This is a genomic window from Amycolatopsis alba DSM 44262, from assembly GCF_000384215.1.
In the GTDB taxonomy this organism is placed as follows: Bacteria; Actinomycetota; Actinomycetes; order Mycobacteriales; family Pseudonocardiaceae; genus Amycolatopsis; species Amycolatopsis alba.
The window spans coordinates 5,062,095-5,087,925 of sequence record NZ_KB913032.1 but is presented as its reverse complement, the minus strand read 5'-3'; the positions used below and the strand labels follow the sequence as shown (position 1 = coordinate 5,087,925).

General features: G+C 69.0%; 24 protein-coding genes. 12 read left to right on the top strand and 12 right to left on the bottom strand.

The window, feature by feature from the left end:
* Positions 1–40 precede the first annotated feature (40 nt).
* Positions 41–919: a LysR family transcriptional regulator gene (locus AMYAL_RS0124415; protein WP_020633882.1), complete on the top strand. Its 879-nt coding sequence runs from the start codon at positions 41–43 to the stop codon at positions 917–919.
* A gap of 71 nt (positions 920–990) precedes the next feature.
* Here the strand turns inward: AMYAL_RS0124415 and AMYAL_RS0124410 are convergent, their stop codons facing one another.
* Entirely contained in the window at positions 991–1,785 is a 795-nt protein-coding gene (locus AMYAL_RS0124410; RefSeq protein ID WP_026467401.1) for a DsbA family protein, read from the bottom strand.
* Between the two features lie 2 nt (positions 1,786–1,787).
* Positions 1,788–2,276: a MauE/DoxX family redox-associated membrane protein gene (locus tag AMYAL_RS0124405; RefSeq protein WP_020633880.1), complete on the bottom strand. Its 489-nt coding sequence runs from the start codon at positions 2,274–2,276 to the stop codon at positions 1,788–1,790.
* A gap of 91 nt (positions 2,277–2,367) precedes the next feature.
* On the opposite strand from AMYAL_RS0124405, the gene AMYAL_RS0124400 reads away from it, so the two are divergent.
* Complete coding sequence (locus AMYAL_RS0124400; RefSeq protein ID WP_020633879.1) at positions 2,368–3,198, top strand: glutamate ABC transporter substrate-binding protein; 831 nt, start codon at positions 2,368–2,370, stop codon at positions 3,196–3,198.
* Complete coding sequence (hrpB, locus tag AMYAL_RS0124395; protein ID WP_020633878.1) at positions 3,195–5,585, top strand: ATP-dependent helicase HrpB; 2,391 nt, start codon at positions 3,195–3,197, stop codon at positions 5,583–5,585. The genes AMYAL_RS0124400 and hrpB overlap by 4 nt, the downstream gene beginning before the upstream one ends.
* 4 nt (positions 5,586–5,589) lie before the next feature.
* On the opposite strand, the gene AMYAL_RS0124390 is transcribed toward hrpB, so the two are convergent.
* Positions 5,590–6,378, bottom strand: a complete 789-nt coding sequence (locus tag AMYAL_RS0124390; RefSeq protein ID WP_020633877.1) for an ion transporter — start codon at positions 6,376–6,378, stop codon at positions 5,590–5,592.
* A gap of 134 nt (positions 6,379–6,512) precedes the next feature.
* On the opposite strand from AMYAL_RS0124390, the gene AMYAL_RS0124385 reads away from it, so the two are divergent.
* Genes AMYAL_RS0124385 through AMYAL_RS0124375 form a run of 3 tightly spaced genes read left to right on the top strand, consistent with a single transcriptional unit; the run spans position 6,513 to position 9,213 of the window.
* Positions 6,513–7,430 (top strand): ABC transporter ATP-binding protein, encoded by a 918-nt coding sequence (locus AMYAL_RS0124385; RefSeq protein WP_020633876.1) that lies wholly within the window; start codon positions 6,513–6,515, stop codon positions 7,428–7,430.
* Positions 7,427–8,470, top strand: a complete 1,044-nt coding sequence (locus AMYAL_RS0124380; RefSeq protein ID WP_020633875.1) for an alpha/beta hydrolase family protein — start codon at positions 7,427–7,429, stop codon at positions 8,468–8,470. Before AMYAL_RS0124385 ends, AMYAL_RS0124380 begins: the two co-directional genes overlap by 4 nt.
* Positions 8,467–9,213, top strand: a complete 747-nt coding sequence (locus AMYAL_RS0124375) for an ABC transporter permease (protein ID WP_026467400.1) — start codon at positions 8,467–8,469, stop codon at positions 9,211–9,213. The genes AMYAL_RS0124380 and AMYAL_RS0124375 overlap by 4 nt, the downstream gene beginning before the upstream one ends.
* Positions 9,214–9,443: 230 nt before the next feature.
* On the opposite strand, the gene AMYAL_RS0124370 is transcribed toward AMYAL_RS0124375, so the two are convergent.
* Positions 9,444–9,989, bottom strand: coding sequence for a TetR/AcrR family transcriptional regulator (locus AMYAL_RS0124370; RefSeq protein WP_020633873.1), 546 nt, complete (start codon positions 9,987–9,989; stop codon positions 9,444–9,446).
* A gap of 43 nt (positions 9,990–10,032) precedes the next feature.
* Here AMYAL_RS0124370 and AMYAL_RS0124365 point away from each other — a divergent pair, with 43 nt between their 5' ends.
* Complete coding sequence (locus AMYAL_RS0124365; protein WP_020633872.1) at positions 10,033–11,154, top strand: FAD-dependent monooxygenase; 1,122 nt, start codon at positions 10,033–10,035, stop codon at positions 11,152–11,154.
* On the opposite strand, the gene AMYAL_RS0124360 is transcribed toward AMYAL_RS0124365, so the two are convergent.
* Positions 11,099–11,773 (bottom strand): response regulator transcription factor, encoded by a 675-nt coding sequence (locus tag AMYAL_RS0124360; protein WP_020633871.1) that lies wholly within the window; start codon positions 11,771–11,773, stop codon positions 11,099–11,101. The two genes, AMYAL_RS0124365 and AMYAL_RS0124360, sit on opposite strands and share 56 nt — an antisense overlap.
* Positions 11,748–13,352, bottom strand: a complete 1,605-nt coding sequence (locus tag AMYAL_RS0124355) for a sensor histidine kinase (protein ID WP_020633870.1) — start codon at positions 13,350–13,352, stop codon at positions 11,748–11,750. The genes AMYAL_RS0124360 and AMYAL_RS0124355 overlap by 26 nt, the downstream gene beginning before the upstream one ends.
* A gap of 125 nt (positions 13,353–13,477) precedes the next feature.
* Here AMYAL_RS0124355 and AMYAL_RS0124350 point away from each other — a divergent pair, with 125 nt between their 5' ends.
* Together AMYAL_RS0124350 and AMYAL_RS0124345 are read left to right on the top strand one after the other, a co-directional pair.
* Positions 13,478–13,687, top strand: a complete 210-nt coding sequence (locus AMYAL_RS0124350; RefSeq protein ID WP_005168441.1) for a hypothetical protein — start codon at positions 13,478–13,480, stop codon at positions 13,685–13,687.
* Complete coding sequence (locus AMYAL_RS0124345) at positions 13,684–14,442, top strand: hypothetical protein (RefSeq protein WP_020633869.1); 759 nt, start codon at positions 13,684–13,686, stop codon at positions 14,440–14,442. The genes AMYAL_RS0124350 and AMYAL_RS0124345 overlap by 4 nt, the downstream gene beginning before the upstream one ends.
* A 25-nt stretch (positions 14,443–14,467) precedes the next feature.
* Here AMYAL_RS0124345 and hutI read toward each other — a convergent pair whose 3' ends face one another.
* Genes hutI through hutH form a run of 5 tightly spaced genes read right to left on the bottom strand, consistent with a single transcriptional unit; the run spans position 14,468 to position 21,299 of the window.
* Positions 14,468–15,634, bottom strand: coding sequence for an imidazolonepropionase (hutI, locus tag AMYAL_RS0124340; protein WP_020633868.1), 1,167 nt, complete (start codon positions 15,632–15,634; stop codon positions 14,468–14,470).
* Positions 15,622–16,926, bottom strand: coding sequence for a formimidoylglutamate deiminase (locus AMYAL_RS0124335; RefSeq protein ID WP_020633867.1), 1,305 nt, complete (start codon positions 16,924–16,926; stop codon positions 15,622–15,624). Before AMYAL_RS0124335 ends, hutI begins: the two co-directional genes overlap by 13 nt.
* On the bottom strand, positions 16,923–18,119 hold the full coding sequence (locus AMYAL_RS0124330; protein ID WP_020633866.1) for an allantoate amidohydrolase: 1,197 nt from the start codon (positions 18,117–18,119) through the stop codon (positions 16,923–16,925). The genes AMYAL_RS0124335 and AMYAL_RS0124330 overlap by 4 nt, the downstream gene beginning before the upstream one ends.
* On the bottom strand, positions 18,116–19,768 hold the full coding sequence (gene hutU / locus AMYAL_RS0124325) for a urocanate hydratase (protein ID WP_020633865.1): 1,653 nt from the start codon (positions 19,766–19,768) through the stop codon (positions 18,116–18,118). The genes AMYAL_RS0124330 and hutU overlap by 4 nt, the downstream gene beginning before the upstream one ends.
* 4 nt (positions 19,769–19,772) lie before the next feature.
* The gene (gene hutH / locus AMYAL_RS0124320) at positions 19,773–21,299 is read right to left on the bottom strand and encodes a histidine ammonia-lyase (RefSeq protein ID WP_020633864.1); all 1,527 of its coding nucleotides are present in this window, start codon (positions 21,297–21,299) and stop codon (positions 19,773–19,775) included.
* A gap of 175 nt (positions 21,300–21,474) precedes the next feature.
* On the opposite strand from hutH, the gene AMYAL_RS0124315 reads away from it, so the two are divergent.
* Positions 21,475–22,260, top strand: a complete 786-nt coding sequence (locus AMYAL_RS0124315; protein ID WP_020633863.1) for an IclR family transcriptional regulator — start codon at positions 21,475–21,477, stop codon at positions 22,258–22,260.
* On the opposite strand, the gene AMYAL_RS49315 is transcribed toward AMYAL_RS0124315, so the two are convergent.
* Positions 22,248–22,463 carry a hypothetical protein gene (locus AMYAL_RS49315; protein WP_037345970.1) on the bottom strand — a complete coding sequence of 72 codons (216 nt, stop codon included), beginning with the start codon at positions 22,461–22,463 and terminating at the stop codon, positions 22,248–22,250. The two genes, AMYAL_RS0124315 and AMYAL_RS49315, sit on opposite strands and share 13 nt — an antisense overlap.
* 878 nt (positions 22,464–23,341) lie before the next feature.
* On the opposite strand from AMYAL_RS49315, the gene AMYAL_RS0124305 reads away from it, so the two are divergent.
* Both AMYAL_RS0124305 and AMYAL_RS46050 read left to right on the top strand, forming a co-directional pair.
* Positions 23,342–24,838, top strand: a complete 1,497-nt coding sequence (locus AMYAL_RS0124305; RefSeq protein ID WP_020633861.1) for an ATP-binding protein — start codon at positions 23,342–23,344, stop codon at positions 24,836–24,838.
* A complete protein-coding gene (locus tag AMYAL_RS46050; RefSeq protein ID WP_020633860.1) occupies positions 24,835–25,830 on the top strand; it encodes a PD-(D/E)XK motif protein in 996 nt (331 codons plus the stop codon). Before AMYAL_RS0124305 ends, AMYAL_RS46050 begins: the two co-directional genes overlap by 4 nt.
* The last annotated feature ends 1 nt before the right edge of the window (position 25,831 follow it).

Here is a 25,831-nt window from a genome sequence, read left to right as displayed (position 1 = left end):
CCGCTGACCGACATCGGGCCGGATCGATAACCTGGGGATTATGGAACTGCGGGATATCGAGATCTTCCTGGCGCTGGCCGACGAACTGCATTTCGGCCGCACCGCGGACCGGCTGCACGTCTCGCAGGCACGGGTGAGCCAGTCGATCAAACAGGTGGAGCGCCGGATCGGCGCGCCGCTGTTCGCCCGCACCAGCAGGCGGGTCCGGCTCACGCCGATCGGCGAACGGCTGCGGGACGACCTCGGCCCCGCTTACCGCGCGCTGTACGAAGGCATCGATCGCGCGGTCGCGGCCGGACGCGGGATCGGCGGCGTGCTGCGGCTGGGCTTCGAGGCACCCGGCGTCGCCGATCTGACCGAAGACCTGCTGGACCGCTTCCGCCGGCGCTATCCCGACACGGAACTGCTCATCCGGGAGGCAGACTTCGCCGACCCGTTCGCGATGCTGCGCTCGGGTGAGATCGACGTCCTGGTGACCCTGCTCCCGGCCGACGACCCCGAACTCACGACCGGACCGGCCGTGTACACCGAACCGATGGTGCTCGCGGTGTCGTCGAAACACCCTTTCGCGCGACGGAAGTCAGTCACCCTGGACGACCTCGCCCGCGACACCGTGCTTCGCGCGGCGCATCCGCCGGAGCCGTACTGGATCGAGGAACCACGGCAGTGGCTGACGCCTGCCGGGCACCCCGTGACGCGAGGAAAGCCCTTCGCGACGTTCCAGGAACTGCTCGCCGCGATCGCCACCGGCGCCGGCATCTGCCCGCTCGCGGCGCACGCGCAGGAGTACTTCAGCCACCCGCGAATCCGCTTCGTGCCCTTCGCCGGTTCGCCCGACGTCGAGTGGGGCCTCGTCTGGCCGCGCTCCGCCGAGACAGCCCGTGTACAGGCCTTCGCGGCCGTCGCTTCGCTCCCCTGACCCCGAACAACATGAAGGCCCCCTTCCTGTACCTAGGCGCAAGGAAGGGGGCCTTCATGTACTTGGGCGTGCTAGCCGAGGGTCTTCGTCACCCAGTCCTGTTCGAGCTTCACGACCTGACCGTTGTAAGTGACGGTCGGCGTACCGAAGCCGGCGCCCTGCCCGAAGTCCTGCTGCAGCGACGGGTCCGTGGAGATCTTCTTGTACGCGTCCTGGATCTGCTGCTCGTAGACGCCGGTGTTGATCGCCGTCGCGAAGGCCGGGTCGGTGATCCCGACGTCCTGCCCGAGTTTGATCAGCTGCGTCTTGTCGAACCCGCGCGCGCCCTCCTGCGGCTGGTCCTTGAACAGCGCGTCGTGGAAGGCGAGGAACTTGCCCGCGTCGGCCGCGGCGAGCGAGGCGTTGGCCGAGTCCAGCGAGTAACCCGGCGGGTCGGAACGCTGGTTGAGCATCGGGAGCATGTGGTACCGGATCGCCAGCGTCCCGTTGTTCACCTGCTCGTGGAGCTTGTCCTTGAACGTCTCTTCGAACTGCTTGCAGATCGGGCAGAGGAAGTCGGCGTAGACGTCGATGGTCTTCGTGGCCTCGGGCTTGCCCGCGGTCACGACGGCCCCGTCGCGCTTCTCGACGACACCGGGCGCCCAGGTGCCCGTCTGTGCCGCGATGTCCTTGCCCTCGGTGGAGTTCTTGCTGGACGTCGTCCAGATCACGCCACCGATCACCAGCGCGGCGAGCACGACCACCGCGACGGTGATCGCGACGACCTTCTTCTTGTCTCCGCTCGCGACGCCCCTGGCCTGCGCCACCGAGCGCGCCGCCGTCTGCTCCTGCTTGCGTTTCCGAGCGTTGCGCTCAGCTCCACCCACGATTATTCGTTCCCTTCAGCGATACCCACATAGTCGTCGTCGGCGGGGCCCCCGGAGTTCCCGAGCCAGCCGTCCACCGACAGCCAGGTCCGCGGCCGCACGATCAGCCAGACACCGAGCAGCGCGAACCCGAGGTCCCTGGCGATCTCCTGCGGATACTGCGTCTGATCCGCGGCGATCTGACCGCCACCGCCGAAGCAGCCGCAGTCGATGCTCAGTCCGCGCGCCCAGGATTGGGCGATCGCGGCGATGAGCACAGCGAGCAGCAGCACCGACAGCATCGACGCCCAGCGGGTCACGAACCCGGCGAGCAGGAGCAGGCCGAGCGCCAGTTCGGCGATCGGCATCCCGATCGCGACAGGGCGCACGAGCCCGTCCGGCAGGACGTCGAAAGCCTGCACCGCGATGTAGGTCTGTCCCGGATCGCTGATCTTCAGCGCTCCGGAAACCAACCAGACGGCGGCCAGTCCGAGCCGGGCGAGTGTGCCCACGGCGTCGAGTACGACTTGGGGCGGTCTACGCACGGGCTTAGGCTAGCCGCCAACCCTGAGAACAACGTGAGGCGGCGGACGGAGGCACCCGATGAGGGGACGCGCCCTGCTGGTGGCCTGCTTGATGCTGGTCACAGCGGCGGCGGCCTGCGGCAAAGAGGCCGGCCCGTCGGATTCACTGGTCGCGCGCGCCGTCGCGCTCAACGAACTCACCATCGGCATCCGCTTCGACCAGCCGGGGCTCTCCCAGCGGACGGTCGACGGCCGGTACGTCGGCTTCGACGTCGACGTGGCGAAGTACATCGCGAGCGAACTGGGCGTCGACGAAGATCACATCACCTGGCACGACAGCAGGCCCTCGTCACGCGAGACGGACATCACCTCGGGGATCACCGATCTGATGGTGGCGACCTATTCGATCACCGAGAAACGCAAACAGACCGTCGCTTTCGCCGGGCCTTATTTCGACGTCGGCCAGGACCTGCTCGTGCGTCTCCGGTCGACCGACATCACCGGTCCCGAGAACCTCAACGGCCGCAAGCTGTGCGCCGTGGGCGGCACCACCTCGGCCGAGCAGGTGCGCGACAAGTTCGCCCAGGCCGTCCAGCTCATCGAGTACCCGCGCTACCAGGATTGCGTCACCGCGCTCCTCGCCGGGCAGGTGGACGCGGTCACCACCGACGACGTCATCCTGGCCGGATACGTGGCGCAGAACCCGGAGTTGCTGAGGGTCGTCGGCAAGCCGTTCTCGAAGGAGAAATACGGTGTCGGCCTGCGCAAGGACGACATCGAAGGGCGGGCGGCGGTGGCCAAGGCCATCCAGAAGATGATCTCGTCCGGCGAATGGCTGGACTCGCTGAACCGCAACATCGGCCCGTCCGGCTACCGGATCCCGCCTCCGCCGCAGGTCACCGAGCAGTGACCCTTCCCGATCTGCCGGTTCGCGCCGTCCTGCCCGAACTCGAAGCCGCTCTCGACGCCCATGGCACCGCGGTCCTCGTCGCGCCCCCCGGAACCGGTAAGACCACGCTGGTGCCGCTCGCGCTGGACAACGGCGAGGGCCGGGTGATCGTCGCCGAACCGAGGCGGCTGGCCGCGCGCGCCGCGGCGGCACGGATGGCGTCGCTGCTGGGCGAACGGGTCGGTGAGACGGTCGGCTATTCGGTGCGCGGAGATCGGAAGGTGTCTTCTTCGACGCGGATCGAAGTGGTCACCTCGGGGCTGCTGGTCCGCCGCGTGCAGAACGATCCCGAACTGGCCGGGGTTTCGACCGTCCTGCTCGACGAATGCCACGAACGCCATCTCGACGCGGATCTGCTGCTCGCACTGCTGCTCGACGTCCGCGCCGGGCTGCGGGACGACCTGCGCCTGCTCGCGACCTCCGCCACCGTGGCCGCCGGACGGCTGGCGGCCCTCCTCGGTGACGCGCCGGTGATCACCGCGCGGGCCCGGACCTATCCGGTCGACGTCTCGTACTCCCCGGCGGCGCGCGGCGAGCGGATCGAAGCGACCGTGGTCCGCGCGATCCACAAAGCACTGTCCGAAGGGGACGGTGACGTGCTCGCTTTCCTGCCGGGAGCCGGTGAGATCGCCAGGGTGAGCGGACTGCTCAACGGCCTGGACGCCGACGTGCTGCCGTTGCACGGGCGGCTTTCGGCGGCGAGCCAGGACGACGCGCTGCGCCCGCGCGCCCGCCGCCGGGTGGTGCTGTCGACGTCGGTCGCCGAGTCCAGCCTGACCGTGCCGGGGGTGCGCGCCGTGGTGGACTGCGGGCTGTCGCGGGTGCCCCGTGTCGATCACCGGCGCGGCCTGCCGGGACTGGCGACGGTCCGGGTTTCGGCTGCCGTCGCGGAACAGCGCGCGGGCCGCGCCGGACGTGAGGCGCCGGGACGCGCCTACCGGTGCTGGGCGGCGCACGAGCAGGGTTCCCTGCCCGCGTACCCCGAACCCGAGATCAGGACGGCGGAACTGGCGCGGTTCGCGCTCGAACTCGCGTGCTGGTCCACTCCGGACGGTTCCGGCCTCTCCTGGTGGGATCCGCCGGGCGAGGGCGCGCTTGCCGCCGGTCGCGCGTTGCTGACCACGCTCGGAGCGACCGCGGAAGACGGGACGGTGACCGAACGCGGCCGGAAGATGGCCGGGCTGGGCCTGCATCCGCGACTGGCACGGGCGTTGCTGGACGGCGCGGCGCGGACCAACGCGCGTTCGGCGGCCGAGATCGTCGCGCTGCTGGACAGCGGCGGCACGCTGACCGATCTCGAAGCCGAGCTACGGCGGGTGCGGGGCGACGAGCGGTGGAAGTCCGAGGTGCGACGGCTCGCGAAGCTGGTGCCCGACGGTGGCGGCAAACCTGATCCGGCGCTGGTCGTGGCGCTGGCACATCCCGAACGGCTCGCGCGGCGGCGCTCCGCGGGGACGCCGGTGTACCTGATGGCCGGTGGGACCGCGGCGGAACTGCCGCGCGGCAGCGGGCTCGCCGACGTCGAATGGCTGGCGGTGGCCGAAGCGACCCGTGATCCCGGCCGCGCGCAGGGCATCATCCGGCTGGCCGCGCCCGCCGACGAGGCCCTCGCCGTCCGCGCGGCGCCGAATCTCGTTTCGGCGGTGGACGAAGTGCGCTGGTCTTCGGGCGATGTCGTGGCGCGTTCGGTGCGGAAGCTCGGGGCGATCGTGCTGTCGGAGAAACCGTTGCGCTCGCCCGCGCCGGACGCGATCCGCGCCGCGCTGCTGGACGGCTTGCGCGCCGAAGGGCTCGGCCTGCTGCGGTGGTCGGAAGACGGGCGACGGCTGCGCGAACGGCTGTCCTTCCTGCATCGGGTACTGGGCGCGCCTTGGCCCGCGGTCTCCGACGCCGCCTTGCTGTCCACTTTGGACACCTGGCTCGACTTCGGCCCGGCGCGCCGCCGGTCGGACCTTGCCTCGCTGGACGCGGGCGCCGCGCTGCGCGGACTCCTGCCCTGGCCGGAAGCGTCGCGTCTGGACGAGCTGGCGCCGGACCGGCTGGAGGTACCGTCGGGTTCGCGGATCCGGGTCGACTATTCGGGTGAGCAGCCGGTGCTGGCCGTGAAACTGCAGGAGACCTTCGGCTGGCTCGCGACGCCCGAGCTGGCGGGCGTGCCCGTCGTGCTGCACCTGCTCTCCCCCGCCGGGCGGCCCGCCGCGGTCACCGCCGATCTGGAGTCGTTCTGGCGCAACGGTTACGCCGCCGTGCGCGCCGATCTGCGCGGCCGCTACCCGAAACACCCCTGGCCGGAAGAGCCGCTGAGCGCCGCCCCCACCCGGCGGACCACGCGGCGCGGCGGGCCGTGACCGGTCAGTCCATCAGCTGGTGCTGAGGCCGGGTCGGCAGCTGCGACGCCAGCTCCTCGTCGTCCTCCCGCTCGTTCAGTCCCAGCTGCACCGCGTTCCGGATCTGCTCGCGGTTCTCCCGCACCACATGGGCGAAGAACTCATCGATCCGGGGATCCGTCAGCACCTCGAGGATCACGCGCATCGCGGTGTCGATCACCGAGCGCACCACCTCGTCGTGGAACGGCAGCTTCGAAAGCCGCCCCGCCTGCGGATCGCTCTTGAGCTTCTCGGCGATGATCCCCCGCAGCAGAGTCTGGTTCTCGCCGAGTGAGCGCGCGAGGTTCTGCGGGTAGTTCCCGGTTTCCACCACCTTGACGACCTCGTCGAGCACCGCGATCGTGATCGGCTTCTTGATCGCCAGCACTATCGGCCGCGAAAGCCGTTCGACCAGCCGCTGCGTGAACCGCTCCCCGAACGCGCGGTCCGCCGTGCGCGCGAGCCGGACGAGCACGGCCAGGATCCGCAGCAGCCGGAATCCGCGCAACGCCGGATGCGCGATGGGGATCATGCCGAGGATTTCGTACCAGTTGCGCAGCGGGAACCACTTCTCCCAGCCGTGGCGTCGCCACCGCCACAGGAATTCCAGCGCGAAGATCCCGCACACCGTCGTGTCGATGACGAAGACGGTGTGCGCCGTCTTCTCCGAATGCGGGAAGAACGTCACGTAGACGAGCAGCCCGACGGAGAACACGGCGAGGACGAGCATCACCAGGTCGAGCGGATTCACGCGCCGTTGTTCGCGGGTGGTCATGGCGCCGATTCTGCCTTTCCGCCGTGACTCGTGCCGAGCGGCACCTGCCGAAAGTAAGGGATGGCCGATGACTTCGGGGCACTGTCCGCGAGTGCCCCCGCACTGAAGACTTCCGGTACACGAAGGAGGGCGCGATGATCACGCTTCGAGGACTCACGAAGCGCTACGGCGAGAAGACGGTGGTCGACGGGCTGACCTTCGCCGTCGAGCCGGGCAAGGTGACCGGTTTCCTCGGTCCCAACGGCGCGGGCAAGTCGACGACCATGCGGATGACGCTCGGCCTCGACGCGCCGAGCGCGGGCGAGGTCCACATCGACGGCAAGAGGTACGAGGATCTGCGGCACCCGCTGCGCGAGGTCGGCGCACTGCTGGAGGCCAAGGCCTTGCACCCCGGCCGGAGCGCGGGCAAGCACCTGCTGGCGATGGCGCGCAGCAATGGGCTTCCGGACAGCCGGGTGGACGAGGTGCTCGCGACGGTCGGGCTCACCGACGTCGCGGGCAAACGGGCCGGGACGTTCTCCCTCGGCATGGGGCAGCGGCTCGGCATCGCCGGTGCGCTGCTGGGCGACCCGCGCGTGCTGATGTTCGACGAGCCGGTCAACGGCCTCGACCCGGACGGTGTCCGCTGGGTGCGGCACCTGATGCGGTCGCTCGCGGAGGAGGGCCGCACGGTGTTCGTGTCGAGCCATCTGATGAGCGAAATGCAGCTGACCGCCGACAGGCTGGTCATCATCGGCAAGGGAAAACTGCTCGCCGACGCCCCGGTCGACGAATTCATCGCGGGCAACTCGCGGACGTCGGTCGCGGTGCGGGTGCCCGTTCCCGCCGAACAGCGCGCGCTGGAACAGCGGCTGCGCGCTCTCGGCGCGACCACGGAAACCGATCAGGACGCCCTGATCGTGCACGACCTTCCCGTGCACCGCGTCGGAGACGCCGTGCACGAACTGGGGATCCGCGTGCACGAACTCGCCGAACGCACGGCGTCACTCGAACAGGCCTACATGGAACTGACCGCGTCGTCGGTCGAATACGGAACGGGAGTAGCGGCATGAAGTCCTTCCTGGTCATCGCGGCGGTGGTCGCCGGTCTGCTGGGGGTACCGGCGGTCGCGTCGGCCGCCCCGTCGGCACCGGCTTTGTCGCTGCCCGCGCCGGACGGCCCGCTCCCGATCGGGCTGCGCACCCTGCACCTCACCGACCAGCAGCGCGCCGACCCTTGGGTGCCCGAGAAGCGGCGCGAGCTGATGGTCAACGTCTGGTACCCGGCCGTCCCGATCGGGCGCGCGCCGCTGTACATGACGACGGCGGAGTCCGCGGCGGCCGTCGCCGGGCGGAAACTCGACCTGCCGCCGGACGCGCTGAGCAAGGTCCGGGTCCACTCGAAGGAGAACGCGCCTTCGCTGCCGGGACGGCGTCCGCTGGTGGTGCTGTCGCCGGGTGCGGGCAACAACCGGATCACCCTCACTTCGGTGGCGGAACACCTTGCTTCACAGGGTTTCGTGGTCGCCGGGATCGACCACGCCTACGAAGCCTGGGCGACGGAGTTCCCCGACGGCCTGCGCCAGTGTGTCGCTTGTGGACAGCAGCCCGACCCTTGGCCCGCCGCGATCGCGAACCGCGCGATCGACACGTCGTTCGTCGTCGACACCCTGCTGAAGGACCGGCGCTGGTCGATCGACGCCGGGAAGATCGGGATGGCCGGTCACTCGGCGGGCGGTTCGGCGACCGCCGCCGCGATGGTCGCGGACCGGCGGATCAAGGCGGGCGTGAACGTCGACGGCCCGTTCTTCGGCACCGTCTCACTCGACCGGCCGTTCCTGCTGCTGACCAGCCCGACCGGCGAGAAGTACTACCGCGATTCCTGGACGGCGACCTGGCCTCGGCTCACCGGGCCCAAGAAGGACTTCCTGGTCAAGGACAGTGGTCACTCGTCGGTGACCGACGCGGCGATCCTGGTCGACCAGCTGGGGCTACGACAGCACATGCCGCCTGCCGAGGTCGAGAACCAGTACGGCTCGATCGATTCGGTGAAGGCGCTGAAGTTCTTCCGCGATGAGCTGACCGGCTTCTTCAAGCAGTGGAGCGCCCGGTGAACGCGGTCTCTTCGGAGTGGACGAAGTTCTGGTCGGTCCGGTCGACCTGGTGGTGCCTGATCAGCGGTGTCCTGTTGATGCTCGCCTACTCCGGCGCGGTGGGCCTTGCCGCGAACGCGGGCGTCGAACGCTCGATGGCCCCGCACGCCGTGGTGACCGGGGCGGCTTTCTACCTCACCCAGTTCGCCGTGGTCGCGCTGGCGACGCTGGTCATCACGAGCGAGTACGCCAGCGGCAGCATCCGCTCGACGTTGCAGTGGGTCCCGGCGCGGAACCGGGTCCTCGCGGCGAAGTCTGCCGTCCTGGTGCCGGTGCTGTTCGGCTACGGCGTCCTGAACACGCTCCTCGGCGTGGCGATCTCGGCGCCGCTGATCCCGGAGCGGGATTCGTCGGTGGGCGAGGTTCTCGCGACCTCGGCGGGCATGGGCGGCTACTTCGCGCTGCTGGGGCTGCTGTGTCTCGGTCTGGGGACGGCGCTGCGGAGCACGGCGGGGACGATCGTGACCGTGTTCGTGCTGCTGGTGATGATCCCGATGTTCGCCGGATCGCTGGGCGGCGAAGACGCCGTGAACTACTTCCCCGGCTTCGCGGGCGTCAACGCGATGCTCAACTCCGGGGAGCCGAACCCGGTCTTCGGCGGCGTCGCGCCCTACGCGCGCTGGGTCGGCATCGCGCTCTGCACGGCTTGGGCGGCGGCCGGTCTCGCCGCCGGTTCCACCGTCCTGCGGCGCCGCGACGCCTGAGCGGGAAGCAAGGGACCTTTGCTATCGCCTGCTCCCTGAACCGCCCCGAGCATGTCGCGAAAGCCACTTTCAGGACATCTGATGTCCCGAAAGTGGCTTTCGCGACACCCGTTCCAGGACCCGGCAGCCCAGGCGCCGCGATCGCCCCCCTCGGCCCAAGCAGGCGACAGCAAAGGTCCCTTGCTCTCTTTCCGCTGGTCAGCGCCCCACGCGAGAGCAAAGGTCCCCCGCTACCCCGCCACCCCGAGCCCCGCCAGCACCTCCCGCGCCCCCGCCGTCAGCTCAGCCGGCCCAGGCGGCCGCAGCGACCCAGTCCCGGCCAGCGCGTCGAAGATCGTCCCGTCCAGCCAAGCGACGAGCACCCGCGCGTGCCGCTCCGGTTCCGCCGATCCGCGAGCGGCCAGCACCTCGGCGCACCGCCGCCGGATGATCAGCCCGCCGCGGTCATAGGCCTCGCGCAACTCCGGCCGCCGCGTCGCCTCCAGCGCGAACTCGTAGCGCGCGAGCATCCGCGTCCGCCCGCTCGTGATCGCCGCGTGAGCGAACCCCGCCACATATTCGGCCAGCTGTCCGGGCGCCGGATCCAGGGTGACGTCGTCGAGTTCGACCATCCGCGAGATCGCCAGCTCCAGCAGCGCCGCCCGCGTCCGCGCGTAGTACGAGGTCGACCCCGACGGCAGCCCGGCGAACTTGTCGACAGCGCGATGCGTCAGCCCCCGCATTCCTTCGGCCGCGATGACCTCGATGGCCGCGTCCCCGATCGTCGCCTTTCGCACTCTACAAGTGTAGTAGTACTCTACAGATGTAGAGGAGGTCGACATGCGCAAAGCGATCGTGGTCGGCGGAGGAATCGGCGGACTGACAGCCGCCATCGGACTGCACGGCATCGGCTGGGAGGTCACCGTCCTGGAACGAGCCCCGGAGCTCACCGCGGTCGGCGCCGGCATCTCCCTGTGGCCGAACGCCCTGCGCTCACTCGAAACACTGGACGTCCACCTCGGCAACCTGCGGGAACAGTCGTCTGGCGGCCTCCACGACCGGCAAGGCCGCCGCATCACCCGGTGGGACGCCGAGGCGTTCCGCCGTCATCACGGCCGCCCGCTCGCCGCTATCCACCGCGCCGACCTCGTCGGCGCGCTCCGCGAAGCCCTGCCCGCCGGCTGCGTCCGCACCGGTACCGAGGTCACCGGCCTCGACGATCTCGACGCGGACGTCATCGTCGCCGCCGACGGAATCCACAGCGGACTCCGGAAGCAGCTGTGGCCGCGGCATCCCGAACCGGTCTACAGCGGCAGCACCGCCTTCCGCGCGGTGACCACCCTTCCCCGCCATGTCGAGCTCAGCACAAGCTGGGACGACGGTGCCGAGATCGGCGTGATCCCGTTGCACGACGGCCAGGTCTACTGGTGGGCGAGCTACGTCACCGAAGCGGGAATCCGCCAGGAAGACCCGAAGTCGTATCTGAGAAACCGCTTCGGCGGCTGGCACGACCCCATTCCCGCGCTCATCGACGCGACCGCGCCCCAGACGCTGCTGCACCACGACCTCTACCTGCTCGGCACTCCCCTGCCCTCATATGTGAAGGGCCGCGTCGCCCTCCTCGGCGACGCGGCCCACGCGATGCCGCCGTTCCTCGGCCAAGGCGGCTGCCAGGCGATCGAAGACGCCGTCGTCCTCGCCGCCGCGCTCAGCATCACCGAAGACATCGACATGGCGTTGAAGAGCTACGACGAGCAACGCCGCCCACGCAGTCAGGGCGTCGTCAAGGCCTCGGTCCAGGCCGGGAAAGTAGGGCCACAGCTGCGCAATCCGCTCGCCGTGGCCGTCCGCAACGGCGTGTTCCGCCTGCTTCCCGGCGCGCTCACCGCACGGATCGGCGCCGGCGTCAGCGGCTGGACTCCTCCCGTTCCCCGCCGACCAGTCCCGCCTCGTACGCCGTGATCGCCGCCTGCACCCGGTTCCGGGCACCGAGCCGGTTGAGGATCGTGCTCACGTAAGCCTTCACGGTGCCCTCGACGACGAACAGCTTCGCCGCGATGTCCGCATTGGACAGTCCGGAACCCAGCAGCGCCAGCACTTCCTGCTCACGCGGCGTCAGTTTGCCGATCAGCGCCTTCGCCTCTTCGGCACGGGAAACCTGGTTGCCCGAGAACCGGGCGATGACCCGTTGAGCGACCTTCGGTGAGAGGAAGGCCGCTCCACCGGCGACAGCGTGGATCCCGGCGAGCAGTTCGCGCGGATCACCGGACTTCAGCAGGAAGCCGCTCGCGCCGAGCCCCAGCGCGCGCTCGATGTAGGCGTCTTCACCGAACGTGGTCAGCATGATCACGCCGATCTCCGGCAGCAGCCGCCGGATCTCCTCGGCGGCCTTGAGCCCGTCCATGACCGGCATCCGGATGTCCAGCAGCACGACATCCGGCCTGGTCGCGCGCACCTGCTCGATGGCGGCACTGCCGTTCTCGGCCTCCGCGACCACTTCGATCCCCGCGTCCGCCGCCAGGATCGCCGACACTCCGGCGCGGATCATCGCCTCGTCATCGGCCAGCACCACCCGGATCATCCGGGTTCCCCCTTTGCTCGTCTTCACTGATCAAGTCCTTCGACACGAGTTTCCCGCCGGTGAAGCACAGCCGATAGGCCTCGTAGTCCAAGTTGAACACGGTGCGCTCGGTGCCGTAGTACTCGCATGTCGCTCCGGCAGGCACCGGCGGTTCCACCACGCGTGGCCGCGCGATCCGCTGCCCGCCGGGCAGGACGGCCGCGATCTCGGCCCGCGTCTGGCCCGGCCGCAGGCGCTCGTAGTCCGCGCCGACGAGTACGGAGCGGTACCACTGGACGAGGAACACGCTCCCGCTGATCGCGACCACCACGCCGAAGAGCCCGATCGGCACGACGATCGCCTGGATCAGGCTGCGCCGGACGTCACGCCGGGCGCGTTCCAGTTCCCTGGCCGAAATCGACTGTCCGACCTCGGCGTCCATCGCCGCCTGGCTCTCCGGCGATTCCTCCGACGGCGCCGCGTCGTGCGGCAAGGTCGCGCTGACCTCGAATCCGCCGTCGTGGGGGCCCGCCCGCAAGGTCCCGCCGACCAGCCGGACCCGCTCGCGAAGGCCGATCAACCCGCGTTTGCCCGAAGTCCTTCCCGGCAGCGGCCCCGCGGGGGGCGGGGCGTTGGTGACCACGACGTCCGTCCGCCCCGTCGAACGCACGACCCGGACGGTGACGGCGGCACCGGGCGCGTGCTTCACCACGTTCGTGACCGATTCCTGGACCACGCGATAGGCGGCGCGGTCGACCATCCGCGGTTCACCGTCCACCGGGCCGTCCACGGAGGAATCGATCAGCACGCCCGAGGCTCGGGCGCGGTCGAGCAGGTCGTCGATGCTCTCGTGCACCGGTTCGGTCGGCGCGTCGTCCTCGCGCAGGACGCCGATGATCTCGCGCAGCCGCTCGGTCGCCGTCGCGGCGCTCTGCCGCAGCTCGCCCGCGGCCTGCTGCTGAGGCTCGTCGAGCCCGCCCGCGACCTCCAGCGCCGCCGCGCGCACCGCGATGAGGCTCAGCTCGTGACCCAGTGAGTCGTGCATGTCGCTGGCGATCCGGGTGCGCTCGCGCAGCCGCGCACGGTCGGCGACGAGCCGCTGACGGCTCTCCATCTCCTCCGCGCGGCGCCAGCCGTCGCGCGCCATGTCTTCACGCTGCCGGATGTACCGGCCCATCAGCCACGGCGTCACCGACGCGAAGACCAGCACTCCGAGCAGGGCACCCCAGGACGCGAACCCGTCCTTGCTCCACGCCAGCGCGACGGGGACCGCGACCACGGAAACGACGGTGAAGAGGCGCAACATCGGCTTCGCGACCGGCTGCCGGTACCCGGCGAGGTAGCTCACCGCGACCAGCACGAACCCTTCCCAGATCGGCACCCGGCCACCGAAGCTGCCCATGACGACGAAGCTGGCGACCATCGCGATCCCGAGTGAGACCAGCGGATACCGGCGTGACAGGGCGATCGCGGCCGTGGTCGCGGTGAGCCCGGCGAGCAGTTCCCACTTCCGCGTGCTGGATCCGGCGTCGATGACCACCCAGCCGCAGAGCCCGAGCCACAGGGCGACGTCCATGATCAGCCGTCGCGCGCGCCGCACAGGCTCCTCCACGTCTTTCACAGGCCTGGACGCTACAAGTCGCGTTGAGCCGTCCGCCATGGACGAAAGTAAAGGTCCCCCGATCATCGGGTCTCCGCCGGATTCATGAGGCATGATGATCGACCATGGCCGAGCGCACACTCACCGGCCAGCTAGGCGGTCCTGTCCCGGCAGGCATCGAAGCGCTGGCCGACAACGAAAAACAGGACCTCTCCGACGCGTTGCGCGATGCGCGCCACCGCCAGGCCAAAGCCTTGGCCGAAGCGGGCGAAGAGGGCCTGAAGTACGTACCCGCGCTTCTGCGCGGCACCATCCGCAAGGTGGTGGGCCTGTGACCACCGAAAACTTCGCTTCGCAGGCGGAGATCCTCAAACTCGCCCGTGTCCTCGGCACCACCCCTGAGCGACTGTCCTACCTGGAGAACGTGGACGCGGCCGAGCTCCAGACGTTCCGCGAGCAGGTCACGAACACCCTGTTCGACGCCAACCGCGCCGCTCTCGAGCGGATGGCGATGGCGAGCAAGCTCGTCCCGAGCCCGATCCTCGCGAAGATCGCCGAGAAGGTCTTCGGCCCGCTTCTGTGCGCGCGGATCGCCGGGCTCGTGGACGTCTCCCGTGGCGTTGACGTCGCGAAGCGACTGAAGCCGCAGTTCCTGTCCGACGTCGCGGCCGAACTGGACCCGCGCCGGGCGAGCGCGATCATCGCGCGCATCCCGCTCGACACCGTCGTCGCGGTCGCCGGGGAACTGGTGCGCCGCGAGGACTGGATCACCGTCGGCCGGTTCGTCGGCCACCTTCCCGATCCGACAGTGCGAAGGGCCCTCGGCGTCATCGGCGACGAAGCGCTGATCCGGATCGCGTTCGTCCTCGACGACAAGAGCCGGATCGATCACGTCCTCGGGCTGCTCTCCGAAGCCCGGTTCCGCGGCCTCCTGCAGGTCGCGGCCGCCGACGAGGACCTGTGGGCGCCGGTGCTCGACCTGCTCACCCATCTGAGCGAGAAGCGCGTCGAGCAGTGGTCCCACTTGCTCGACGAACTCCCGCCCGCACTTCGCGAACGCGTCGAGGAGACCCTCGACCAAGCCTCCTGACCGCAGGGGGAGCAAGGGACCTTTGCTATCGCTTTGCCGCGAAACCGCAGGTCAGAAGCTCCCCGCGTCGCCACACAGCGGCCGTCAGCGGCACTCCGGGCCGGTACGCGAGATGCGTCGTCGAAGGTGCCTCCAGCACCTGAAGGTCAGCACGCGCTCCAGGCCGCACGAAGCCGACATCGTCACGCCGAAGCGCGCGAGCGCCGCCCGCCGTCGCCGACCACACTGCCTCGTCGATCGTCATCCGCATCTGCAGCACCGCGGTCGTGACGCAGAACGCCATCGACGTCGTGTACGAACTGCCAGGGTTCGCGTTGCTGGCCAGCGCGACCGTCGCCCCCGCGTCCAGCAGCCGCCGCGCCGGCGCCAACGGCTGGCGAGTCGACAGGTCACACGCGGGCAGCAAGGTCGCGACGGTCTCCGAAGCGGCGAGAGCCTCTAGGTCCGCTTCGCTCAGGTACGTGCAATGGTCGACACTCGCCGCGCCCAGCTCGACCGCGAGCCGAACTCCCGGCCCCTCCCCGAGCTGGTTCCCGTGCACCCGCAGCCCGAGCCCGCGTTCCCGCGCCGCCTTCAGCACCCGCCCGGACTGCGCCTCGTCGAACGCGCCGGTCTCACAGAACACATCCGCCCACCGCACGAGCGGAGCCACGGCATCGAGCATGTCGCCGCACACCAGGTCCACATACGACTCCGCGTCCGCACCCGGCGGCACCAGATGCGCGCCGAGGAACGTGACCTCGTCGGCGACGGCAGCGGCGATCCGCGCCGAACGCACCTCGTCTTCGACGTTGAGCCCGTACCCGGTCTTCGTCTCCAGACACGTCGTGCCCTGCTTCGCCGCCTCGTCGACGTGACGCCGCAAGTTCGCCGCCAGCTCCTCGTCGGAAGCCGCCCGCGTCGCATTGACGGTGACCGCGATCCCTCCGGCGCTGTAGGCCTTCCCGGCCATCCGCGCTTCGAACTCGGCGGTGCGGTCCCCGGCGAACACCAGGTGTGTGTGGCTGTCCACCCAGCCGGGCAGCACCGCACGGCCGTCGACGTCGATCCGCTCGTCCGCGTCGGGCGCGTCCGCCGCCGGGCCGACCCACGCGATCGCTTCGCCGTCGACGACGACCGCCGCGTCGCGGAGCTTGCCCAGCTCGGCGTCGTTCGTGGTGAGCTCGCCGATACCCGTGATCAGGACTGCCACAATGCCTCGATCTCCTTGGCCAAGACCGTTTCCGGCCGGTCGATCAGCTGATGCACGCCACCGCGGACGATCTCCCGCCCGGCGACCACGACATCCCGGACATCCGCGCCGGAAGCCGCGAAGACAACACCTGACGGCTCGATCCCGGCGGTCCGCACCGACCCGAGGCCGACCGTGACCAGGTCCGCGCCCGCTCCCGGAGCCAGTTCGCCGACTTCGTCCCAGCCGACCGCGCCGTGATCGGTCGCCGCCCCGAGCAGTTCCTCCGCGGTGAACCGGCCGCGCTGCTCGCTGGCGAGCCGCTCGTTCAGTTCCAGTGCTCTGGTCTCCTCGAACGCGTCGACGACCGCATTGCTGTCGCTGCCGAGGGACAGCCGCACCCCCGCGTCCAGCAGAGTGCGCGCCGGGCCGATCCCGTCGCCGAGATCCCGCTCGGTCGTCGGGCAGAAACAAGCACGGCTTCGCGCCTCACCGAGCCATTTGATGTCGCCCGCTGTCAGGTGCGTCGCGTGCACCGCGGTGAGCCGATCGGTGAGTACTCCGTTGTCCCAGAGCAGCCCCGTCGGAGTCCAGTGATAGGCCGCCATGCACTGTTCGTTCTCGGCCCGCTGCTCGGAAAGGTGGATGTGCAGCGGCCGATCCTCGGGCGTCCCGTTGTCCACTTCGGACAGTTGATCCTCGGGAACGGCACGCACCGAATGGATCGCGCCGCCCACCCGGAACGTCTCCCCCTCACGCATTTCGCCGACTCGTTGCGCCCACTTCGCAGCGGAACCGTCGGAGAAGCGCTGCTGCACCTCGTCCGGCTCGACGCCGATGCCACCCGCCAGGTAGCACGTGTCGAGGAGAGTGAGCCGGATCCCGGCGTCCGCGGCGGCCTGCCGCAGCGCCTCACCCATCGCGTTCGGCTCGGCGTAAGGCTTTCCGCCCGGCGCGTGGTGCAGGTAGTGGAACTCGCCGACACTCGTGTAGCCGGCCAGCACCATCTCGGCGTAGACCCCGCGCGCCAGACGATGGTACGAATCCGGATCCAGCCGGGACGCGAGCGAGTACATCCGCTCGCGCCACGTCCAGAACGTCCCGCGATCGTGATGCGTCCGGCCGCGAAGCGCACGATGGAACGCGTGCGAATGCCCGTTGGCGAATCCCGGCAAGGTCAGTCCATTCAGGACGGTCCCTGCACGAGGCGCGTTCGCTGTCACGGAGGTGATCTTCCCGCCGTCGACCTCGATCCGGACGGCATCGGCTATCCCGTCCGGCAGCCAGGCCCGTTCACACCAGTATGTCGTCATGCCGCCAGTTTCTCCAGGACGTCCGCGAGCGCACGGGCGCCGTGATCGACGTCCTCCGCTTCCGAGAACTCCTCCGGGGAGTGACTGATCCCGGTCGGATTGCGCACGTAAAGCATCCCGGACGGAACGAATCCGGCGAGGATCGCCGCGTCGTGCCCGGCCCCGGTCGGCAGCTCCGGCGGTCCGCCCAGCCAGGTGCCCAGGTCGCGGCGCAGCGCGTCGTCGAAGATCACGTCGTCGGAGTACGACTCCCTGGTCACCTCGACGCGGCAACCCTCCTGCCCAGCCGCATCTTCGGCCAGTTTTGCGATCTCCGCGACCAGTTCGGGCGTATTCGTACCAGGCACCCGCGCGTCCAGCCAGAGGTCCACAGTGGACGCGATGACGTTGGTCCCGCCGGGGACCGGCACGAGCCTGCCGACCGTGGCCCTGGCGTCGGAAGTCGCCTTCGCCAGTTTCCGCACGGCAAGGACGGTCTCGGCCGCCGGGATCATCGGGTCCCGGCGATCGCCGATCAGCGTCGCACCGGCGTGGTTTCCCTGTCCCTGGAAGGAGAATCGCCACCGTCCGTGTGCGATCACCGTATTGCCGACGGCGACCGGTGAACCGAGGTCGATCAGCCCGCGCCCCTGCTCGACATGCAGTTCGAGGAACCGCCCGATCAGGCCGAGCCGTTCGGAGTCGCGGCCGACGCGTTCGGGATCGAGGCCGGATTTCGCCGCCGCTTCCGCGAACGTGACGCCGTCGGGGTCACGCAGGCCACGCGCCTTGTCCGCGTCGATGGTCCCGGTCAGCAGCCGCGAGCCGAGGCACGGCACGCCGAAGCGGCCGCCTTCCTCCTCGGCGAAGACCACGACGGCGAACGGCTTGGCGGGGCGGAATCCCTTGGCCTGCAAGATCTCCACCGCGTCGAGCGCGCTCGCGACCCCGAGCGGGCCGTCGAAGGCGCCACCGCCGGGAACCGAGTCGAGATGGCTCCCGGTGACGACCGCGTCCGGGCCGGGGGTGCCCCACCAGGCCCAGATGTTGCCGTTGCGATCGGTCTCGACCCCGAGTCCCAGCCGTCCGGCGCGTTCGACGAACCACGCGCGCAGCTCGGTTTCGGCCGCGTCGAAGGCATGGCGGGAGTAGCCGCCGCGCTTCGGGTCGCGGCCGACGTCCGAGATCTGCGCCAGCAGTGAGGACGCGGTCACTCGGCGTCCCGCATCGGCACGCGCACACCGCGTTCGTCGGCGACGTCGGCGGCGCGGTCGTAGCCGGCGTCGACGTGCCGGATGACGCCCATGCCAGGGTCGTTGGTGAGCACGCGCTCGAGTTTCTGCGCGGCCAGCAGGGTTCCGTCGGCGACGCTGACCTGGCCCGCGTGGATGGAGCGGCCCATGCCGACCCCGCCACCGTGGTGGATCGACACCCAGCTGGCTCCCGAGGAGGTGTTGACCAGCGCGTTCAGCAACGGCCAGTCGGCGATCGCGTCGGAGCCGTCGGCCATGCCCTCGGTCTCGCGGTACGGCGAGGCCACACTGCCCGAGTCGAGGTGGTCGCGGCCGATGACGACCGGCGCCTTCAGCTCACCGCTGGCGACCATCTCGTTGAACCGCAGGCCCGCGAGGTGCCGCTCGCCGTAGCCGAGCCAGCAGATCCGCGACGGAAGGCCCTGGAAGGCGACGCGTTCACCGGCCAGTTTGATCCAGCGCGCGAGGGATTCGTTCTCCGGGAACAGTTCCAGCATCGCGCGGTCGGTGGCCGCGATGTCCTCGGGGTCGCCCGACAGCGCCGCCCAGCGGAACGGGCCGTTGCCCTCGCAGAACAGCGGGCGGATGTAGGCGGGCACGAATCCAGGGAAGTCGAACGCGCGCTCGCAGCCGCCGAGTTTCGCCTCGCCGCGCAGCGAGTTGCCGTAGTCGAAGACCTCGGCGCCCTTGTCGAGGAAGCCGAGCATCGCTTCGACGTGCTCCGCCATCGACTCACGGGCGCGTTCGGTGAACTCGTCGGGCTTCTTGTCCGCGTAATCCTGCCACTCGTCGACGCCGACACCCTTGGGCAGGTAGGAAAGCGGGTCGTGCGCGGAGGTCTGATCGGTGACGATGTCGACCTCGACACCGCGGCGCAGCAGCTCCGGCAGCACCTCGGCCGCGTTCCCGACGACACCGACGGACAGCGCGCGCTTCTCCTTCTTGGCGGCCTCCACCCGGCGGATCGCGTCATCGAGGTCGTCGGCGACCTCGTCGAGGTAGCGGGTCTCGACGCGGCGGTGGGCACGCTGAGGGTCGCATTCGATGACGAGCGCGACGCCGTCGTTCATCGTGACGGCCAGCGGCTGCGCGCCGCCCATGCCACCGAGGCCGGCGGTGACGGTGAGCGTGCCCTTGAGGCTGCCACCGAAGCGCTTCTTGGCGACAGCGGCGAAGGTTTCGTAGGTGCCCTGCAGGATTCCCTGCGTGCCGATGTAGATCCAGGACCCCGCGGTCATCTGGCCGTACATGGTCAGGCCCTGTGCTTCCAGGCGGCGGAATTCCGGCCAGGTCGCCCAGTCGCCGACGAGGTTGGAGTTCGCGATGAGCACGCGCGGCGCCCATTCGTGCGTGCGGAACACGCCGACCGGCTTGCCGGACTGGACGAGCAGCGTCTCGTCAGCTTCCAAAGTGGTCAGTTCGCGGGTGATCGCGTCGAAGCTGGCCCAGTTGCGGGCGGCCTTGCCGGTGCCGCCGTAGACGACGAGGTCCTCCGGGCGCTCGGCGACCTCGGGGTCGAGGTTGTTGTGGAACATCCGCAACGCGGCTTCGGTCTGCCAGTTCTTCGCGGTGAGCGTGGTGCCTCGGGCGGCACGGACCGTGCGGGTCATGGGCTCAGACCTCCAGTTGGGCCGCGGCGAGGACGGCACCCGACGCGACGAGTTCTTCGGCGGCGGCGATCTCCGGCGCCAGGTGACGGTCGGGGCCGGGGCCCTCGACCTTGGTGCGGACGAGATCCCGGACCCGGCCGGTGACCGGCGACGGGACCAGGGGCGCGCGCATGTCGAGTGCCCGCGCGGCGGTGAGCAGTTCGATGGCGAGGACGGTGTTGAGGCCCTCGACGGCCTTGCGCAGCTTGCGCGCGGCGGACCAGCCCATGGAGACGTGGTCCTCCTGCATGGCGCTGCTCGGGATCGAGTCGACCGACGCCGGCACGGCGAGGCGCTTGAGCTCGCTGACCACGGCGGCCTGCGTGTACTGGGCGATCATGTGGCCGGAATCGACGCCGGGATCGAACGCGAGGAACGGCGGCAGACCGTGCGAGCGGGCCTTGTCGAGCATCCGGTCGGTGCGGCGCTCGGCGATGCTGGCGACGTCCGCGAGCGGGATGGCAAGGAAGTCGAGCACGTACGCGACCGGGGCGCCGTGGAAGTTGCCGTTCGACTCGACGCGGCCGTCGGACAGCACGACCGGGTTGTCGACGGCGGAATGGAGTTCACGCTCGGCGACGAGTTCGGCGTGCGTGAGGCTGTCCCGTGCGCCGCCGTGCACCTGCGGCGAGCAGCGCAGCGAGTACGCGTCCTGGACGCGGTTGCAGTCCGGGCCGCGGTGACTCTCGACGATCTTCGAGTCCTGAAGCGCCGTCCACATGCGCTGGGCGCTCCGTGCCTGTCCGGGGTGCGGGCGCAGGGCCTGGAGGTCGGCGGCGAAGGCGCGGTCGGTGCCGAGGAGCGCTTCGACGCTCATCGCCGCGGTGATGTCAGCCGTGTCAAGAAGCTTGCGCAGGTCGGCAGCAGCCAGCAGGAGCATGCCGAGCATGCCGTCGGTCCCGTTCGTGAGGGCGAGGCCCTCCTTCTCCGCGAGAACGACCGGCTCGATCCCGGCGTGCTTCAGCGCGACGCCGGCCTGGACGACTTCGCCGTTGTACTCGACTTCGCCCTCCCCCATCAGCGCGAGTGCGACAGCGGCCAGAGGCGCGAGATCGCCGGAGCAGCCGAGGGAGCCGTACTCGTGAACGAGCGGAGTGATTCCGGCGTTGAGCAGGGCCGCAAGCGCTTGCGCGGTCCCCGGACGGACGCCGGTGTACCCACTGGTGAGGGTGCGGAGCCGCAGCAGCATCAGCGCGCGCACGACCTCGGTCTCGACGACCGGGCCCGCGCCCGCCGCGTGCGACCGGATCAGCGACCGCTGCAACGCGGTGCGGCTCTCCAGCGGGATGTGCCTGGTGGCGAGCGCACCGAAGCCCGTCGAAACGCCATACGTCGGCGTCTCGGCGTGGGCGAGGTTGTCGATGTGCTGACGCGTCGCGGCGAGGTTCTTCTCAGCGGCTTCGCTGACCGCGACGGGCGAGTGGTCACGGGCGACCGCGACGACCTGTTCGGGCCGAAGCGGTTCGGACCCCAGAAGTACGGTTTCCGGCATAGCCCCATTGGACAACGCCATGCCCGCTGGCAGGCGACCCCAACCGGTGGTTGTGTCTGGTATCCAAGACACACCCGGCGATAGCAGGGGACCTTTGCTATCGCTTGTCTCAACGTTGAGAGAAGCGATAGCAAAGGTCCCCTGCTCCCCCAGGTCGGGAGAACAGGAGGTCAGCATGGGCGAGAGCAGTGAAGTCCCAGCTCTGCGACGCGGCCTCGGCATCCTTCGCGCGCTCGCCGCCCGGCCGGGCCCGGTGTCGGCGGCCGCGATCGCGCGCGAACTCGGCCTCCCGCGCTCGACGACCTATCATCTGCTCGCCGAACTGGAGGCCGCCGGTTTCGTGGCACACCTGCCCGCCGAGCGCCGGTACGGCCTCGGCATCGCCGCGTTCGAGCTCGGCTCGGCCTACCTGCGGCACGATCCGCTGGAACGGCTCGCCGTCCCGCTGCTGCGCAAACTCGCCGATCGGGTGGGCCACACCGCGCATCTCGGCGTGCTGCACGGTAACGAGTCGCTCTACCTGGTCAAAGAGCGCCCCACGCGCCCGGAAACCCTGGTCACCGAGGTCGGCGTCCGGCTTCCGGGGCAGCTCACGGCGTCAGGCAGGGCGATGCTGCGGCACCTGCCGTCGCCGCACGTGCGCGCGCTCTTCCCGGCCGCGTCGGCGTTCGTCCTGCGCACCGGCCGCGGCCCGCGCACCCTCGCCGAACTGCGCCGCACACTGAACGCGGAGGGCAGGCTCGGCTGGGCGGTCGAAGACGGCCACGTCACCGAAGGGTTCGCTTCGGTGGCCTGCCCGGTCTTCGACCACGGTGGCCGGCCGATGGCCGCGATCAGCGTGACCCTCCGCCACCTCTGCCCAGGGACTGAGGGCTGCGAGGAAACTTGGCCTGAACTGGCCGAAGAGGTCCGTCTGACCGCGGCCGAACTGACTACCCGGATCGGGGGTCAGGTGCGCTGAGCGTGCTTCTTCTGGACTCCTTCGAGCCCGAGCATGGCCAGCAGTTCCGCACAGTCGATGGCGTCCGAGGCGTGCCCGGCGACGGTCCTTGCGGCTCTGCCGTTCTGCAGGGTGAGGCGGACTTCTTCCTCCGCGCGCACACCGGCCATCCGGCTCTGGTCTTCTGCGGGGTCGGGACGACTGGAATGCCTAGCCCAGGTCATCTGCCACCTTCTTCCGGCCCTCCGGCGACTCGGGGTCGGTTCGTTAGAGGGCCATGGTCGGACACCCAGCATGACATCCCACTCAACCAAGATCACCATTGCGGGTGAATCGAGATGAAAATGACCTTGATCTAGCTACTCTCCGTGATTGAGCGGGTCGCCCAAAAGCTCGCCGGACACACCTAGGCCGGAACAACATCCCTATCCTCCGCGTGATTTCACGGCGCACCGATTCTGTCAGCGATGATCCCGCATTCCGACCGACGATCACGTTCGGCGATACGTCCACCTCGGACAACAAGTACGCCCGCTCTCCGGCCATCGCACGGCAGCCAGGATCACGCCGGACGGCAGCCGACCAGACACGCGAACTCGCCGCCCCTCGCACTTAGCCGGCGAAACATCGTGGCCAAGGCGGACCTGAGCTGCCGGCACATACACGGCCGCATACTCTTGGGCCTCTCCTAATTATTTCGCCAACAGGCCCATCTGTGTATCGAAAAGAATCGACAGAGCAAGTCGAAGCGTGTTCCTCTGACGCCACACGGAACAGTCCCGATATGAGGCGATGCGCGTCATGCGCACAACACGACTCGGCGGATAGCGACTCTCGACCGGGTCGCGAGCCGGCCAGACCGATCGACCAGCTTAGCCCTACTCCAGGCCTCGGGTGGACTTGACACGACCACCCCGCCAGCCTCGGCTCGCCCACTTGCCTTGCCGAGCCATATCGGCAGCTCAGAGCAGTCGCATACGACCTCGCCCACGAACCGAAAGTGCGGACACCTTCACGGGACTACCCTGGGGCTGTAACACGGTTGCCGATTTGGCCTATTAGGTGCGGTAAGAAGACCATAAGAGGGGGATACCAAGTGACGATGGCCGAATGGGCCGCGAGCGTGCCCACGGACGGGTCCGTCGAGCTCCCGCCAGACCCGCGGACAATGGAAGCCATCGGGCGCAATCACTCGTTCGAGACCGCCCTTGCCGACCTGGTCGACAACTCCGTCGATGCGGACGCGACTCATGTACTGATCCGGTTCGTTCGCGATCAAGGTCGCCTTTGCTCGCTGTACGTCGTGGACAACGGGCACGGGATCGGTCCGGAACGGATAGACGAAGCGATGACCGTCGGAGGCCGCCGGGCCTATGGTGAGGCGGACCTCGGCTGGTTTGGACTGGGCCTCAAGGCTGCCTCTTTCAGTCAGGCGAATCAGCTGACTCTGCTCTCCCGAGCGAAGGAAGCACCTGCGGTTGGGCGCCGCTGGAGAATCGATGACGCCAAGACCCGCTTTCTCTGCGACACCGTCCCGGAGTCCTTCGCCGAGCACGAGCTCGAGCAGGATCGCGGGCTCCCCGACACGGGAAGCGGCACGATCGTGCGCTGGGACCAGGTCGGTGGCTTCCCCGCCACTGACAACGAGTCTCACGTTGAGCGGTTCGTCTCACAGAAGGTCGTCGACGCCTCCAACCACCTCGGACTCGTGTTCCACCGCATCATCGAGAGTGGCCGCGTCACGATCGTCTTCGATGTCCAGGACGCGCGCTCCACCTCACCCAGCTCGCCGATCGAGGTGGAGTCGATCAACCCCTTCGACTACCACCGCACAGGTGCCACGGGGTTTCCGAAAGACCTCAAGGCCGCCGGCGACCGCTCGTTGACATTCCGGTGCCACATCTGGCCCCCACGTTCGACGGCACGTCAGTTCAAACTCGGGGGCCGTCCCGCTGACCACCAGGGAATGTACTTCTACCGCCGAGACCGTCTCCTGCAGCCTGGCGGGTGGGAAGGAGTGCACGCCCCGCATCCCAAGCTTCAGCTGGCCAGGGTCGAGGTCGAGATCGACCGTGATGCCGAAGCTTTGCTTCGGATGAATCCGGAGAAGTCGAGAGTCCAAGTACGTCCCGAGTTCAGCCATGCCTGCGAATCGGCCAGGGCCGAAGACGGGACCTCGTTCAGCGATTACTTCGCTCAAGCGGTGCGGGTCTACGAAGCAGGCAACAAGCGCCGTAAGACGCGAAAGCCGATGATTCGCCCAGGGAGGGGCTTCAGCCCTGGCCTCCGGGACACCATCGATGCGGAGATCGAGGCACTCGGCGCGGACCCTGTTGACATTCGCTGGCGTGATTTCGATGATGACCGATTCTTCGACATAGACCGTACGGAACAGACGATTTGGCTCAACAAGCGGTACCGGAAGATGTTGCTCGGCGACCGCCACGCGGGCCTCAACGACCTGCCTCTCCTCAAGACCATGATCTATCTGCTCATGGAGGACGTCTTCCAGGGCGACTATCTCGGATCACGTGACAAGGACAACATCGAGCTCTGGAAGTCGCTGCTGACCACCGCTGTGCGCGCGGAGCGACGATGACCGCGACGCCGAATCCTGACCGCCACCTCGCCCCCGCTCTCCTCAATCGTGTGCTCACCGAGGGAATGCCTTACCTGAAGCCGATCGAGGGTGACCCACTCGTGTGGCTTTTTGTGACGCCTTCGGAGGGGCACCTGGGTCTGCGGGTGCACAGTCCGGAATCCGACCGCGCTCCCGCCACAGGACTTCAGCACGTCGTGAGCCGCTTGACTCACCAGGATGTCGGCCGCTGTTTCGAAGTGGTGGTCACGGTCCCCAGACTGTTTCAGGCGGCCTATCCACTCCTGTGTTCGGTCGCCGACCATGTCCAGATCGACAGGTTGTGGCCTGAAGATGCGCTGAAGCTCACCCTTCGCGAATTCGCCATGCTACTCAGAAGAGAGGAGGTCTTTCCCAAAGAAAGGGAGATCGGCCTGTTCGGTGAACTGCTCAGCCTCGCGGGACTTGTCCGCGCAGAAGGTGTGTCCACCGCGCTAGCCAGTTGGCGCGGACCGGCTAGGGAAGAGCATGACTTCGGCCTTCCTGCTGACGACGTGGAGATCAAGACGACCAGCGGGGAGCGGCGCACTCATTGGGTCGAGTCGCTGAATCAGCTTGTCCCCACCGGTAGCCGATCGCTGTGGCTGGTATCTCACCAACTCACTCAGGCGGGGGCCCGAACCGGGCTCCGGCTAGGGGAATTGGTCGAGCGGGTGCGGGACCTTGTCGGCGCGGGCGCCAAGCGCGACGACCTGGAAGCGGGCCTGGGCTCGTGGGGATGGAGCGACGATATGGCCGAGCGCTGCGAGACCCGATGGACACGACGGACTCCTTCCGCGCTGTATGCGATAGATGACCGATTCCCGCGGCTGGTTCCGGAGTCGCTCAAGAACGCGGAAGTCGCGCTCAACCGGCTCGTCGAGGTCCGCTATCGCATCGACCTGACAGGGCTCGTCCCCGTCACGGCTCCCACCTCGACACTTATTGCCACACTCGGCTCCGAGGAGAAATGAC

Bases quoted from the DNA above. Each gene is read 5' to 3' on its own strand.
- AMYAL_RS0124390 (WP_020633877.1), bottom strand. From the start codon at position 6,378: ATGACCACCCGCGAACAACGGCGCGTGAATCCGCTCGACCTGGTGATG.
- AMYAL_RS46050 (WP_020633860.1), top strand. From the start codon at position 24,835: ATGACCGCGACGCCGAATCCTGACCGCCACCTCGCCCCCGCTCTCCTC.
- AMYAL_RS0124350 (WP_005168441.1), top strand. From the start codon at position 13,478: ATGGCCGAGCGCACACTCACCGGCCAGCTAGGCGGTCCTGTCCCGGCA.
- AMYAL_RS0124360 (WP_020633871.1), bottom strand. From the start codon at position 11,773: ATGATCCGGGTGGTGCTGGCCGATGACGAGGCGATGATCCGCGCCGGA.
- hutH (WP_020633864.1), bottom strand. From the start codon at position 21,299: ATGCCGGAAACCGTACTTCTGGGGTCCGAACCGCTTCGGCCCGAACAG.
- AMYAL_RS49315 (WP_037345970.1), bottom strand. From the start codon at position 22,463: ATGACCTGGGCTAGGCATTCCAGTCGTCCCGACCCCGCAGAAGACCAG.
- AMYAL_RS0124305 (WP_020633861.1), top strand. From the start codon at position 23,342: ATGGCCGAATGGGCCGCGAGCGTGCCCACGGACGGGTCCGTCGAGCTC.
- AMYAL_RS0124335 (WP_020633867.1), bottom strand. From the start codon at position 16,926: ATGACGACATACTGGTGTGAACGGGCCTGGCTGCCGGACGGGATAGCC.
- AMYAL_RS0124415 (WP_020633882.1), top strand. From the start codon at position 41: ATGGAACTGCGGGATATCGAGATCTTCCTGGCGCTGGCCGACGAACTG.
- AMYAL_RS0124400 (WP_020633879.1), top strand. From the start codon at position 2,368: ATGAGGGGACGCGCCCTGCTGGTGGCCTGCTTGATGCTGGTCACAGCG.
- hutU (WP_020633865.1), bottom strand. From the start codon at position 19,768: ATGACCCGCACGGTCCGTGCCGCCCGAGGCACCACGCTCACCGCGAAG.
- AMYAL_RS0124380 (WP_020633875.1), top strand. From the start codon at position 7,427: ATGAAGTCCTTCCTGGTCATCGCGGCGGTGGTCGCCGGTCTGCTGGGG.
- AMYAL_RS0124385 (WP_020633876.1), top strand. From the start codon at position 6,513: ATGATCACGCTTCGAGGACTCACGAAGCGCTACGGCGAGAAGACGGTG.
- AMYAL_RS0124365 (WP_020633872.1), top strand. From the start codon at position 10,033: ATGCGCAAAGCGATCGTGGTCGGCGGAGGAATCGGCGGACTGACAGCC.
- AMYAL_RS0124315 (WP_020633863.1), top strand. From the start codon at position 21,475: ATGGGCGAGAGCAGTGAAGTCCCAGCTCTGCGACGCGGCCTCGGCATC.